The organism is Flavimarina sp. Hel_I_48 (assembly GCF_000733945.1).
Taxonomy (GTDB): domain Bacteria; phylum Bacteroidota; class Bacteroidia; order Flavobacteriales; family Flavobacteriaceae; genus Leeuwenhoekiella.
This window is the reverse complement of record NZ_JPOL01000002.1, coordinates 1,764,946-1,779,253: the sequence shown is the minus strand read 5'-3', so window position 1 is coordinate 1,779,253 and position 14,308 is coordinate 1,764,946. Positions and strand designations below refer to the sequence as shown.

Sequence of the window (14,308 nt, the reverse complement as noted above, 5' to 3'; positions counted from 1 at the left end):
AAACTAACCGATTTATGACTCATTTCGGCCATTTTCTTCGGGATAAAAGGTAAAAACAGGATCGCTTTGCCAGAATTCTTTAGTATCTACATCCAGAATCGAGATGGGGCCTTTAAAGGCAGCGCCTGTATCAACGTTCCAAACCGTGGCGCGTTGTGCAGGATTTTCTTCCCCTATTCTGGTAACAGGTGTATGACCAATGAAAATTTCGGGATGGTGCGTGAGTCGTTTGGGGTAGGTAGGATCATCTTTTGGAATGGAATGATCCATGGCGATCACAAGTTCCCAGAGGGTACGGTCCCAGTAAAATACGATGGGGTCCCATTCAAATGCTGGTCCGTTCTGGTTTTGAAAGCCGGCATGAACATAGAGCCGGTTTTTATCATCAATATGGTAATTTTCAAGGCTTTCAAAGAAATTCATATGCTCCTCAATACGTTCCTTAGTGTAATCAGTATAAGAAAAAATGCTGCTTCTGCCGCCGTGCTTTAGCCATTTTGGATTGAGATCATCATTTTCCAGCCATTTGCGTACGAGTTCGTCGTGATTGCCACGTATAAATGTACAGCTGTGTTTCTGCTTGAATTCCATCAGAAAATCTATGACCTGAGCACTTTCGCTCCAGCCATCTACATAATCGCCCAGAAATATAATATGGTCATCCTGTGTTAATTTTGCACGTTCCAGTACCTGTTTTAATGCTTTTAGCCCTCCGTGTATGTCGCCTATGGCGAGTGTTCTTCCCATTAATTGTATTTTATTTTTCTCAGAATGCGTATGTTATCTTTATAGGTAGCGTATATCTTTTCGCCAAAGGCCCTTAGGTAAGGTCGCGCCTCTTCCAGTTTATCCATGGCGTGGTCAAAACCATTGAAATAGCAAATAAGATACGAGGAAGCTAAATTATTTAAATCTGCCTGTTCTCCTTTATTTAGGATTTTCCCGGTTTTCAGTTTTGCAAGGATCGCATTGTTGTTATTATAAATGTGGTGCAATAGTTTTTTATCAAATTCGGGCGTTTCAAAGACTAATTTACTGTCTATACTATAAAAACCATTTTCCTTGAACCGAATGGTCAATTCCTCAAGAGGGTAATATTTAAAACTGTTCTGAAGGCCTAAATGTACATATTCCAAAATGGTAAATGTATCTTCGGTAAGGCTGATGGAAACTTCGTCAAGCGCAGAATAAAAAAGTCTGACCTGCTCGTTGATAAGTTCAATATCCACACGGCTGTAAAAAGTTTTATCCTTTACTTTTTTCTGGTTACCGGCCCAGCAGACCACAAACTGTTCTTTAAAAACTTTATAATTCGTATAAAGATCTTTGTGGCGGTGATTAATAAAATCAAGAACCCCGTCAAGGGTAAGTCCAATACTGTTGCGCGCATGATTTTCAATGGAAGCAACGATCGCACTGTTCACATCTTCTATATGTATATCAAAAACCTTGGGCATGGAGATGCTTCCGTCACGCATAAAAACGCTTCCGCCCCAATATTTCCAGATGTTCTTGCGAAGCGCGGTGAGTTTTGCCGTTGGCCGAATGGTAACCAGTCCCACCACTAAATCTAAGGGCAGGTTGGGAAACGGAATATTTTCATAGGAAACCAATGGCGGATTTGTTAAATACGCGTTGATGAGGTTTTGAATTTTGCTATCGTCAAAAAACGGCACGCCCACAATCTCATTATTGAGATCTTCTACCCCAATCACGATAAAACTGTTGTTCTTAGGATTAGAGTTGGACAACGCACAAACATGCTTCAGGAACTTGGCCTTCCCTTCTTTATTACCAATGTCAATTTTTCGCTTTTTATCATAAAAACTGTTCTCGTCATTATGCGCGAGCAGGTTTTTTATAAGAAGGCGTTTGTTGATCATGGCTGCTTCGAAGGTTTGATGTTAAAGGTTGCATGTTGCACGTTTGACATTTCCAAACTAGTCAAACTTTGAGCCCTTTCGTTCTGAATTTTTTAGGTAAATCATGAGTGCCTTAATCTTTGAACTTGTCGTAATTGTCTTGATTCTTAGTTTATCAAAAGTGTCCTTATCAATATGTTTTCTATCTAAACAGCGGCACAGTTGTGATCTTGTTTCCCCGCAAGAGGCTTTCGCAATACTCAAAAAATGGCTAAATTCCTTATTTCCATCGCGTTCAAAACCTTCAGCAATATTGTCCATTATCGATCCGGAAGATCTATTGATTTGATTCCTTAGCGGAAAATCCGTTTTAAGAGGAGAGCTTTCAATTAGTGACCATATTTCATTGGCAATTTCCCGACCCATTTGCCAGATTTCCAAATCCTCAAATTGCGAAACCTTTGCCATAAATTAGATTTTCTATTTGAATTTACATTTTAACCTGCAACCTGCAACCTGCAACCTGCAACCTGCAACGGCTTTAGCCCTTACTCACCACTGTTGAACTGGCCTGATCAACACTCATTACCATAAGGTCAGCAATATTTACATGTGCAGGGCGGGAGGTTACGAAATAGATAATTTCGGCCACATCCTGCGCTTGCAGCGGTTTGAAACCCTGATACACCTTATGAGCTTTTTCTGTATTGCCTTTAAAACGCACCTCACTGAATTCTGTTTCTACCATGCCCGGGTTTACCGCGCCCACCCGGATATTGTAACCATTGAGATCTAAACGCATGCCCTGATTGATGGCGTCAACGGCATGTTTGCTGGCGCAGTACACATTCCCTTTAGGATACACCTCTTTCCCGGCAGTAGAACCAATATTGATAATATGACCTGCATTACGGGCTATCATTTGCGGGATTATGGTATCGCTTACGTACAAAAGTCCTTTTACGTTGATGTCTATCATGGCGTCCCAATCGTCGCTATCACCATCCTGAATGGTATCTAGTCCGTGGGCGTTACCGGCGTTATTGATCAAGATATCAATCTGGTCAAAAGGGGACTCCAGCGACTCAATGGCCTCAGTTACCGCTTTTTTGTCCCTAACGTCAAAGCTAAGGGTAGTGACTTCTACCTGCTTTGAAAGTTCACCTTTCAACTGGTCAAGTCGTTCCTGCCGCCTTCCGCAAAGGATCACATTGATGCCCTGCTTTGCAAACTCCCTTGCAGTTGCCTGGCCTATACCGCTACTGGCACCTGTTATTAATGCTGTTTTTGTGTTCATTTTGAATGGGTTATCAACTGGTGTTAAATTTTTTTTTATGTTTTACTTCTTTTTTGCAACATGCAATTAAATGCATCGTCTTTAGAACGGGGCAAAGCCTTTGATGCTTTGCGTGATCAGAATAATACAAAGCGCTTTCCTAAAATAGGATCAGGCATTGTATTGTTTTGTATTTATATATTTCAATAAAGTGAATGGATAAGGCACGTATTAAAAACATTTTGGCACAAACCTTATTTATCCTTTAAAAAACGTGCTGTAATTGCTAAATTCCGCTTTCCTAAAAATAGGATTTTGAAATTAGAAAATGATTTTTTAATGCCTGTTAAGCGTGGGGTATTTAACCTGTTATTAACAAGGCATGAAGCAATAAAAACGAAGATTGTAGAGTTGAAAACCCATTAAACGAATAGAACTGTTATGGAAGAAACCAGTAACCCGGTAGATATAGGGGCCATTAATGAAAAAATAGAACGCGAGAGCGCTTTTGTAAAAGTGCTTACGATGGAGATCAATAAGGTCATCGTGGGTCAAAAACACATGGTAGAGCGGTTGCTCATTGGTCTTCTGGGCCAGGGTCATATTTTGCTTGAAGGTGTACCTGGACTTGCAAAAACACTTGCTATTAATACCCTTTCAAAAGCGGTTCACGGTTCTTTTAGCCGTATTCAGTTTACGCCAGACCTACTTCCCGCAGATGTTGTGGGTACGCTTATCTATAATATGAAACTGAATGATTTCAGTATCAAAAAAGGACCCATTTTTGCCAATTTTGTGCTTGCAGATGAGATTAACAGGGCTCCGGCTAAAGTACAGAGTGCCCTGCTGGAAGCCATGCAGGAAAAGCAGGTAACCATAGGGGATGAGACGTTTATTCTTGATAAACCTTTTCTGGTTATGGCTACTCAAAACCCGGTAGAACAGGAAGGAACCTATCCACTTCCAGAAGCGCAGGTTGACCGTTTTATGCTAAAAACAGTTATTGATTACCCAAAACTTGCCGATGAACAATTGATCGTACGCCAAAATTTAAAAGGCAGTTACGAGAAGGTGAATCCCGTGGTGACCGTAGAGCAGATTTTGCGTGCACAAGAAGCCGTTCGTGAAGTTTATATGGACGAAAAAATCGAAAAATATATTCTTGACATCATTTTTGCCACACGTTATCCAGAAAACTATAAACTTTCGGATTTGAAACCACTTATAAATTTTGGCGCTTCGCCCAGGGGAAGTATCAACCTGGCGACTGCATCAAAATGTTTTGCATTTATACGCGGCAGGGGCTACGTGATTCCTGAAGATGTACGCGCCGTCGTTCACGACGTGCTGCGTCATAGAATTGGTATTACCTATGAAGCCGAAGCTGAAAATGTAACTACCGAAGAGATCATTAACAAGATCGTTAACGAGATCGAAGTACCTTAATCCCCCTAGCTGTGTCTTCCTCTCATCGTTCCTCCTCGTCGGAGACAATACGGGGAACACCAACTTGGACGGATTAACTGAAAATTTTAAATTGGAAAAAGCATTTAAATTGACAGATAAAAATGTAAATATTAACGTATTAAATGCCCCCTTTGGGGGTTAGGGGGAATGGATACTAAAGAACTTCTAAAAAAGGTACGCAAGATTGAGATCAAGACGCGCAGGCTGTCTGATCACATTTTTGGCGGGGAATATCATTCTACCTTCAAGGGTCGTGGGATGACCTTTAGTGAAGTACGGCAATACCAGTTTGGCGACGATGTGCGCAATATTGACTGGAATGTTACCGCCCGTTATAGTGAACCTTATATCAAGGTTTTTGAAGAGGAACGCGAACTTACCATGATGCTGGTCGCTGATGTGAGCGGCTCAGAATTTTTTGGGACAGATCAACAATTTAAATCGGAAATCGTAACTGAAATCGCCGCTACACTGGCATTTTCTGCGACGCAGAACAAGGATAAAATCGGTTTGATCTTGTTTTCTGATGGTATCGAACTGTATATTCCGCCTAAAAAAGGAAAATCACACGTACTTCGCATTATTAGAGAACTGCTCGAATTTGAACCCAAAAGCAAAAAAACCGATGTTGCGCAGGCGCTCAAGTTTTTGTCTCGCGTCATGAAGAAAAAAGCCATTGTTTTTGTACTATCAGATTTTATTGCAGAAGAGTACCGCGATACCTTAAAAATCGCGGCTAAGCGCCACGATATTACGGGTATTCGTATTTATGATCGTCATGAAGAGGCTATTCCCAGTCTGGGCGTGGTGCAAATGGAAGATGAGGAAACAGGTGAACTCCTGCTTGTAAATACGGGAAGTAAAAAAGTACGCGATAACTATTCAAAATTTTATCAGGATAAAGTTAATTATTACAGGGAGAGCTTTACGCGAAGCGGCGCTGGCGTAATAGATGTGCGTACCGATGATAGTTATGTCAAAAAATTACTGGGTTATTTTAAACGAAGAGGATAATACACGAATGAAAGTAGTAAAAACAGCCCATAATAAGTCAAAAAAAGAGATTTTTAAGGTGATTTTCGCCCTTTTTTGCCTGTTTTTCACCACTTTACAGACAAATGCTCAGGAAGTTGCCGCAGCAATTGACCGCGACAGCATAAAAATAGGCGAGCAGCTTAATTATACCGTAAATGTAATCCTTGCAGATTCTACAGATCTGGTCGTGTTCCCAGAAGGGCAAACCTTTGCACCGCTGGAAATGATAGATTCCTTCAAAGTAGATACTACTTTCGCCCAGCAAAAAATGACGCTCATCAAACGCTATGGGCTTACCCAGTTTGACAGCGGTTCGTACACCATCCCACGGCAAACGATCAGCATAGGGCAGACTCCATTTTATACAGATTCGCTACGGGTTGAGGTAAATACCGTAGTAACGGATACCACAAAACAGGGACTTTACGATATTAAAGGAATTATTGCAGTAGAAAAAGCTTCTAGTAACTGGTGGGTCTGGGCATTGTGGATCCTTGGTATTTTAGCGCTAATAGGTGCCTTTCTGTTTTTTATCATTCGGCGTAGCCGGAAAAAAGCCGAAGCAGCGAAAAAATTGCCGCCTTTTGAACAGGCGCTTGTATCCTTGCATCAGCTGGATGAAGAATATAAAACCCCCGGGAGATCTACAGACCAGACCGCGACAAAAGCATACTATTCAAGACTTACGGATATTGTCAAACATTATCTGGATGAAGAGGTTTATGACCGTTCCATGGAAAGTACGACTGGCGAACTTATAGAACGTCTTTACCTGGAAAAGGAGAGCGGCCATATAGATTTTAGTACCGAAACCATTAAAAAACTGGAGCAGGTGCTGCGCACGGCAGATCTGACCAAATTTGCCCGCATCACTCCCGAAGCTGGAAAATCTGAAGCAGATCGTCTGGTGGTAGAGCAAGTGGTCAAAGAAACGCACGAAAGTATACCGCCGCCCACAGAAGAAGAATTGATGCGCGATGCGGAATACCGCGATAACCTGGAGCGTAGGAGAAAGCGTAAATTGATCCTTACCGGGGTTTTCGGTGTATTGGGTATTTTGATTCTTTCCGCAGGAATATTGATCGCGACAAAAGGTTTTGATTATGTGAAAGACAACTTTTTGGGCCATCCGTCAAAAGAATTGCTGGAGGGCGACTGGATTCGGAGTGAATATGGGTTCCCGCCCATCACCATTTCTACCCCAAAAGTCCTTAAACGTACCGAATTGCCACTTCCTGACGAACTAAAAGGAAAAGTTGAAATGAACGCTTTTGCCTACGGAAGTTACCTGGATGATTTTGCAGTCATGGTAAACAACATTCGGGTTCCTGGGGAGCAGGAGATCGACCTGCAAAAATCAGTAGATGGTTCTATTTCGGGTATGGAGCAGCAGGGCGCAAAAAACCTGGTTGTAAAAAGTGAAAAATACACCACTCCAGAAGGCGCAGAAGGATTAAAGACCTTTGGTACCGGTGAATTTCCGGTAGAAGGCAAACCTGAAACCTTTAGGACCGGTGAATATGTTATGCTCACCTTTACCACGCCCGGAGTGATACAACAGGTAATTGTTGTGCATCGAGAGGACGATAAATACGCCAATGAGATGACAGACCGAGTGATCAATTCCGTTGAACTTCAAAAAGCGACCAACTGATGTTTGACAATTTTGAATTTCAAAATCCTGAATTTTTCTGGCTATTCCTTGTGCTGCCCATTGCCATTGCCTGGTATTTCTGGAAACGCAATAAACTTACCGCTCAGGTTAAAATTTCAAGCTTAAAAGGCTTTAAAACGGGCAGCGGACTTCTGCCAAAATTGCGCCCCGTGCTCTTTGTGCTTCGGTTGCTTGCGCTCGCTTTTCTCATTGCCGCACTCGCCCGGCCGCGTACCGTAGATGTTTCTACAAGGACCAAAACCACGCGTGGGATTGATATCGTAATTGCTATTGACGTTTCAGCAAGTATGCTGGCAAAAGATTTGAAGCCCAACAGGCTGGAAGCACTTAAAAATGTGGCAGGGGAATTTATTTTAGGTCGGCCGAATGATCGTATTGGCCTCGTGGAATATGCGGGAGAAAGTTACACCCGCACGCCCATTACCAGCGATAAGGCCATTGCATTGAGTTCGCTTGACGATATTCAGTACAACAGTATTATTGAAGGCGGAACCGCTATCGGTATGGGTTTAGCGACTTCGGTAAACAGATTGAAGGATAGCAAGGCAAAGAGCAAAGTGATCATTTTAATGACCGATGGGGTGAACAATGCCGGTTTTATAGAACCTACCACTGCAAGTGAACTCGCTGTTGAGTTTGGTATCAAAGTATACACCATTGGTCTGGGAACAAACGGAACTGCCTTATCGCCGGTCTCTATTCGATCAGATGGAAGTTTTCAATACGGTAATATTCCGGTGGAAATTGATGAAGATTTGCTGAAGGAAATTGCAGACAAGACGGGCGGCTTGTATTTCCGTGCAACGGATAATCAAAAGCTTCAAGATATTTATGAAGAAATCAACAAGCTTGAAAAAACCGATGTAGAGGAGTTTAAATACACTAATTATGAAGAAAAATATCGTCCGCTGGCACTTTTAGCCCTTGGCTTTCTTTTGCTGGAAGTTTTGTTGCGCAATACGGTATTTAGAAGTTTTGTGTAATCCCCCTAACCCCCGAAGGGGGAATTAGCAGCAAGCGAAAATAGGGGTGGTTTCCACGATATCAATTATGAAAATAGCGCTTAGCTCCCCTTTGGGGGCTGGGGGGAACAATAAGAATAATAATGAATAATATTTTATTAGACGAGAAAGTATGGTTCTGGGTATTGCTCGCTATTCCGGCGGTTTTACTGCTATTTTTTGGGCTTTCCCTTTGGAAAATCCGTGCACAAAAACGCTTTACCGGTGACCGCGAACTTTTACAAAAACTAACTCCGCAGCGGTCGCGCTTCAAACCTGCCCTAAAAATTATAGTAGTCTGCCTTGCGATTGCATTTTTAAGTCTGGGGCTTGTAAATCCTAAAATCGGCACCAAACTGGAAACCGTTAAAAGGGAAGGGGTAGATGTGGTATTTGCGATAGATGTTTCAAAAAGTATGCTCGCTGAGGATATCGCGCCTAACCGTATGGAAAAGTCCAAACAGTTGGTAGGGCAGATTATCAATAACCTGGGCAGTGACCGCGTGGGCATTATCGCCTATGCCGGCAGTGCTTTTCCACAATTGCCCATCACTACAGATTATAGCAGTGCAAAAATGTTTTTGGGCTCTATGAACACAGATATGCTATCCAGTCAGGGAACAGCAATTAAAGACGCGATCGAGTTGGCTAAAACCTATTACGATGACGAGGGCCAGACCAATCGTGTGCTTGTGATCGTTTCAGACGGGGAAGATCATGAAGGTAACGCCGCGGCCATTGCAGAATCTGCCACGGAAGAAGGCATACGCATTTTTACCATAGGCGTGGGCACCGAAAAAGGCGGACCCATTCCCCTAAAAAGAAACGGCGTCATTCAGTCGTACAAAAAGGATCAGGAAGGGGAAACCGTTATTACAAAACTAGATGCGACCACATTAAAAGCCATCGCGGATGAGGCGAATGGCGAATATTTAGACGGTACAAATACGCAGGAAATCGTAGATAATATGAAAGACAACTTCAATGCGATGGACAAAAAAGAATTTGAAGCCAAGCAATTCGCAGATTTTAAAGATCAGTTTCAATGGTTTATAGGCGCGGCATTATTGTTGCTATTCCTTGATATATTCCTATTGGAACGTAAAACAGGCTGGGTATCCCGACTTAATCTTTTTAATGAAAAGGAGAAACAAGTTGGCTGATGCCTAAATTTGTATTACAGGTGTTTTGTATCAAAAACTATAGAATGAAAACTTCAGAAGATTTTTTAGTTTTATAATATCTGGAGTTACTACTCAAGCTCTTAAAAAATAAATTGGATGATTTTACCTTATAAAATAGCCAAAAATGGCTTGTTTTTACTGTTTTTTCTAGGCAGTCTTTCGGTCATTTTTGCGCAAACAACTACAGATCAACAAGCAGATGCTGAAGAAAATCCAGCATTAAAAGAAGCGCAAAATTTTGTAGCTGAAGGTAATGCCGAACTTGAGGATAATGATTTCGCTTTAGCGGAAACGGCCTATCGTAAAGCAGTCGCTAAAGACCCAGCAAACCTTTCGGCTAAGTATAACATGGGCAACAATTACTACAAAAATAAAAAGTACGCCGAAGGAATGGCCCGGTATACACAGGCCATTGAAGTTGCAAAAACAAAAGAGGAGAAGCATCAGGCTTTTCACAATCTGGGGAACGCGCTGTATCAGCAAAAAGATTTCAAAAAAGCGGTAGAAGCTTATAAAAACGCGCTGCGCAACGATCCTACAGATGAAGAAACACGTTATAATCTGGCTCTTGCAAAAAAGGAAGACGAGAAAAACGGTGGCGGGGGTGATGATGACAAGGATGATAAGAACAAAGACGAAAACAAAGATCAGGACAAAGATAAAAAAGAAGATAAGGGCGACGATAAAGAAGGAGATGATGGCAAGCCCAAAGATCAGGATGATAAGGGAGATGAGAAGAAAGAAGGCGAAGATGAGAAAGATGATAAAGGAAAGCCAGATGATAAGGAAGGAGACCAGAAAAAACCTGAAAATGGGGACGACCAGAAGCAGCCGCAACCACAACAAGGCCAGGGCCAACTTTCTCCACAGCAGGTACAGAGTCTGCTAGAAGCCATGAAAAACGAAGAGAATAAAGTGCAGGATAAAATAAATGCCGAAAAGGTAAAAGGTGCCAAAGTAAAAACAGACAAGGACTGGTAATCCCCCTAAGCCCTAAGGGGGAACTAAGATTTGACCTGCAAGGTATTTCGCGAAGAATGAGCGATTCCTTGTAGGTCTAACTTGAAGGAAAACAGTATTAGAACGAATATCAAATGAAAATGAACTTTGCATATCTACTTCTTTTTTTGAGCGTGGGATTCCATTCCCTGGCTCAGAAGGTGCAGTTTGATGCGACGGTAAGTAAAAACAAGCTTGGCGTCAATGAACGGCTGCGTGTGGATTTTGAGATGAATCAGGATGGTGATAATTTTCAGCCGCCCAGTTTTCAAGGGTTCACCGTGGTGGGAGGTCCCAATCAGTCCATTAGTCAGCAATGGATAAACGGAAAGAAGAGTTTTTCTAAGACCTTTTCTTATTTTCTTGCACCAAATACGACCGGAAACTTAAAAATAGGCCAGGCAGAAATTAGTATCGCTGGCAATACCTACAAAACCATTCCCCTTGATATTGAAGTTACCGGCGCGGTAAACAACCCCAATGATGAGGCCGGTCCGCAATACGCGGTTGAAGATAAAATACATCTTGTGGCAGAGGTTTCTAATACTAAGCCTTATCTCAATGAAGCTATTACCGTGGTTTATAAACTCTATGTTTCCCCGCAAACAGCGGTCAATGGTTGGAATGAAATAGATGCGCCTAAGTTTGCAGATTTCTGGAGTCAAAGTATTGATGAGAAACAGTTTAAGGTTTATGATGGTACTTACGATGGCGAACCTTACCGGTATGTTATCTTAAGAAGGACCCTGTTATATCCTCAAAAAACAGGAGATCTGACCATAGAGCCCCTTGCCCTCAGCCTCAATGTTGAGGTACCTACACAACGCCGCGATATCTTTGGAGGATACGTTACCCGGCCAGAAAAACTAACCGTAGCTGCAAATAATAGAAAAATAACCGTAAAACCGCTTCCTGAGCAGGGAAAACCGGCAGATTTTAGTGGTGCTGTGGGTAATTTTGACTTTAATGTCACCACGACTAAAAAAGAACTAAAAGCAAGTGAATCCCTGAATCTCAATATCACCGCCAGCGGTAATGGCAACCTTAAGCTTTTTAAATTGCCCAAACCGAAACTCCCCAGTGCCCTTGAAGTTTATGAGCCGGAGCATGATGAAACTATCAATACGAATATCAACGGAATGTCTGGAAGTATCGCAGATCGTTATACGGTAGTGCCCCAGGTAAAAGGTAAATATCCCATTCCGCAAATCAGTTTTTCATATTTTGATCCAAAAACCGATAAGTACCGCACACTTACCTCAGAGGAGTTATTGATAAACGTTGAAAAAGGGCCAGAGGCGGTAACTACGGCAAATGGGGATACAGCAAATAAAAAAGAAGTAGTTGCCAGCAATCAGTTTAGATACATCAAAACAGATGCTGATTTAGAACCTATGGGTGAAAAGCGTTTTTTTAGATCAACTGCATTTTGGTCATTAATGGCCAGTCCGCTGCTATTTATTCCCTTGATTTTATTGGCCAACAGAAAGCGCCGGGAATACAAAGCAGATGTCAAAGGAAACCGGCTACGCAAAGCAGATAGGATGGCCCGTAAATTCCTGAGCGAAGCCAAAAAGAATATGGGCGACCAGAAAGCCTTTTACCTTGCCCTAGAACGCTGTCTGCACAATTATCTTAAAGCCAAACTGAATATACAAACCAGCGATATGAGTAAAGAACGTATCAAGAGTTTGCTACAACAGCGTACTGTGAAAGAAGAAACTTCTGCGGCTTTTTTAAGTGTTCTTGAAAGCTGTGAATTTGCCAGATACACCCCTTCAAGTGATGTAACCATGCAAAAAGATTACGACAAGGCGGCTCAGGTTATTTCTGAAATGGATAAACAGTTATGAGAAATAAAAGTTCTTTTAAGCAAAATATAACGCTCTATTCGATGGTTTTTATGCTTTTTTGCCTGGTTTTCAGCAGTGTGCAAAGTCAAAGTGCTGCACAATATTTTGAAAAGGGGAACGCGGCATACGAAGCCGAAAACTATCAGGATGCAATTGATAAATATTCTAGGGTTTTAGAACTTAAACAGGAATCTGCCGCGTTGTATTATAACCTTGCAAATGCCAATTATAAACTCAACCGTATTGCTCCCAGTATTTATAACTATGAACGTGCACTTCAGTTAAAACCGGGCGACGCAGATATAAAAAGTAACCTGGTATTTGCCCAGAATATGACCATTGATGCGATAACGCCGTTACCACAAAATACATTTTCAAAATGGTATAAGTCCATTCTGAATTTATTTACCATAGATGGATGGGCGACGGCCGCAGTAGTTTTTACAATGCTTTTTATGGGGTGCTTCCTAGTCTATTTTTTTGTGTATTCAACAGCACAAAAGCGTCTGTTTTTTACGGCCACCTGTCTTTCATTTTTTCTAGGGCTAAGCGCACTTTTCTTCGCTTTCAGATCCCAATCCCAAACAAATGAGAATAATATTGCCATTGTCTTTTCGCCCACGGTGGAAGTAAGGCAAGAACCAAAAATGAGCAGTGAAGAAGCTTTTGTATTGCACGAAGGAACTAAAGTGCGCATTCTTTCTGTCCGGGAAGAGTGGAGCGAGATACAGCTGGCCGATGGTAAAGAAGGTTGGATTCCCAAAACAGACATCAAAGCCCTTTAGATTTAATTATTGCCGTTTTAGCGTATTATTTGTAAACATTTTATAGATTTACGAATAATGCGTATATAATATATCAGCTTTCTTATTAAATCTGAATAATACTGCGTTATTTAATAAAGTTGGGAAATCAATTTTTTAGGGAATTAATATGTAAAATCACAAACTGAGTTGTATATAGAACCTCCATGCGTTCTATCATGCATTTTTCAGTAATGTTGTATACATTATATTCTTCCTATATATATTATACGTGTTATCAGTTTTTGATATAGTTTGCCTTACTGGTAGTGCAATACTATTAAGTTTTCGGTTTGTTAAGGTAAATTCTTATAAATCTCTACAAACTACCAACATCTAAAAACGCTGAAAGCGTCAAAGTTTATACAATAATAAAAACCAAAACAGACTATGGATATCAAGAAAATATTTGAAAATAATAAAGAATGGGTCGAGGAACGAATCAGCACAGATCCTGAATATTTCAGGAATTTATCTGATGGGCAATCGCCTAAAATCCTTTATATAGGATGCAGTGATAGCCGTGTATCTGCAGAAGAGCTTATGGGTGTGGGACCTGGAGATGCTTTTGTACACCGTAATATTGCCAATATGGTTCCCAATACAGACCTCAACTCAATGTCTGTAATTAACTATGCCGTTGTGCACCTTGAAGTGGATCATGTCGTGGTTTGCGGTCATTATTATTGCGGGGGAGTTAAAGCTGCCATGCAATCATCAGATTTGGGGATTTTAAATCCATGGTTACGGGATATCAGGGATGTGTACCGCACGCATAGAGACAAGCTTAATGCAATTGAAGATGAGGAAGAACGCTACAAACGCTTTGTGGAGTTAAATGTTCAGGAACAGTGTGTAAATGTCATAAAAACAGCTGATGTGCAACGTGCAATACGTAAACGAGGTCTTACGGTACATGGGTGGGTTTTTGACATACATTCTGGAAAATTAATAGATCTCAAAATCGATTTTGATGCCATACTTGATAACATTATGGAAATCTATAGATTGGACGATTAAGGCTTCAGAAAAATTGTATTGTCAATTTTTTGAAGTTGACAATTACATATATTATTAAACTCAATCGATTTTTTGCCGCGTGCAACTAAAGAATAGCCATCATGAGAGGGTAAGAAAAACAAATAAACAAACT

The 14,308-nt window shown here is 41.3% G+C and carries 13 protein-coding genes; 9 read left to right on the top strand and 4 right to left on the bottom strand.

Annotated elements, in window-relative coordinates; translation table 11 throughout:
* Window positions 1-12 precede the first annotated feature (12 nt).
* From P162_RS07855 to P162_RS07840, 4 genes are all read right to left on the bottom strand, one after another.
* The gene (locus tag P162_RS07855) at window positions 13-747 is read right to left on the bottom strand and encodes a metallophosphoesterase family protein (RefSeq protein WP_031426742.1); all 735 of its coding nucleotides are present in this window, start codon (window positions 745-747) and stop codon (window positions 13-15) included.
* Window positions 747-1,883, bottom strand: coding sequence for an ATP-binding protein (locus P162_RS07850; RefSeq protein ID WP_031426741.1), 1,137 nt, complete (start codon window positions 1,881-1,883; stop codon window positions 747-749). The genes P162_RS07855 and P162_RS07850 overlap by 1 nt, the downstream gene beginning before the upstream one ends.
* Window positions 1,884-1,940: 57 nt before the next feature.
* Window positions 1,941-2,330 carry a four helix bundle protein gene (locus P162_RS07845; RefSeq protein ID WP_031426739.1) on the bottom strand — a complete coding sequence of 130 codons (390 nt, stop codon included), beginning with the start codon at window positions 2,328-2,330 and terminating at the stop codon, window positions 1,941-1,943.
* 73 nt (window positions 2,331-2,403) lie between these two features.
* Window positions 2,404-3,159 carry an SDR family NAD(P)-dependent oxidoreductase gene (locus tag P162_RS07840; protein ID WP_031426737.1) on the bottom strand — a complete coding sequence of 252 codons (756 nt, stop codon included), beginning with the start codon at window positions 3,157-3,159 and terminating at the stop codon, window positions 2,404-2,406.
* 420 nt (window positions 3,160-3,579) lie between these two features.
* Between P162_RS07840 and P162_RS07835 the strand changes: the two genes are divergently transcribed.
* The 9 genes from P162_RS07835 to P162_RS07795 all read left to right on the top strand — a co-directional run bounded on the left by P162_RS07835 (window position 3,580) and on the right by P162_RS07795 (window position 14,175).
* A complete protein-coding gene (locus P162_RS07835; protein ID WP_031426735.1) occupies window positions 3,580-4,584 on the top strand; it encodes an AAA family ATPase in 1,005 nt (334 codons plus the stop codon).
* Between the two features lie 168 nt (window positions 4,585-4,752).
* A complete protein-coding gene (locus P162_RS07830; protein WP_031426733.1) occupies window positions 4,753-5,619 on the top strand; it encodes a DUF58 domain-containing protein in 867 nt (288 codons plus the stop codon).
* Entirely contained in the window at window positions 5,579-7,294 is a 1,716-nt protein-coding gene (locus P162_RS07825) for a hypothetical protein (protein ID WP_051907825.1), read from the top strand. Before P162_RS07830 ends, P162_RS07825 begins: the two co-directional genes overlap by 41 nt.
* Window positions 7,294-8,298 carry a vWA domain-containing protein gene (locus tag P162_RS07820; protein WP_031426731.1) on the top strand — a complete coding sequence of 335 codons (1,005 nt, stop codon included), beginning with the start codon at window positions 7,294-7,296 and terminating at the stop codon, window positions 8,296-8,298. The genes P162_RS07825 and P162_RS07820 overlap by 1 nt, the downstream gene beginning before the upstream one ends.
* Window positions 8,299-8,420: 122 nt before the next feature.
* The gene (locus P162_RS07815) at window positions 8,421-9,479 is read left to right on the top strand and encodes a vWA domain-containing protein (protein WP_031426730.1); all 1,059 of its coding nucleotides are present in this window, start codon (window positions 8,421-8,423) and stop codon (window positions 9,477-9,479) included.
* Window positions 9,480-9,596: 117 nt separating this feature from the next.
* Window positions 9,597-10,481, top strand: coding sequence for a tetratricopeptide repeat protein (locus P162_RS07810; protein WP_031426729.1), 885 nt, complete (start codon window positions 9,597-9,599; stop codon window positions 10,479-10,481).
* Between the two features lie 119 nt (window positions 10,482-10,600).
* Window positions 10,601-12,352 carry a BatD family protein gene (locus P162_RS07805; RefSeq protein WP_410471163.1) on the top strand — a complete coding sequence of 584 codons (1,752 nt, stop codon included), beginning with the start codon at window positions 10,601-10,603 and terminating at the stop codon, window positions 12,350-12,352.
* Window positions 12,349-13,137: an SH3 domain-containing protein gene (locus P162_RS07800; RefSeq protein WP_081868392.1), complete on the top strand. Its 789-nt coding sequence runs from the start codon at window positions 12,349-12,351 to the stop codon at window positions 13,135-13,137. Before P162_RS07805 ends, P162_RS07800 begins: the two co-directional genes overlap by 4 nt.
* Before the next feature lie 408 nt (window positions 13,138-13,545).
* Window positions 13,546-14,175, top strand: a complete 630-nt coding sequence (locus P162_RS07795) for a carbonic anhydrase (protein ID WP_031426725.1) — start codon at window positions 13,546-13,548, stop codon at window positions 14,173-14,175.
* Window positions 14,176-14,308 lie beyond the last annotated feature (133 nt).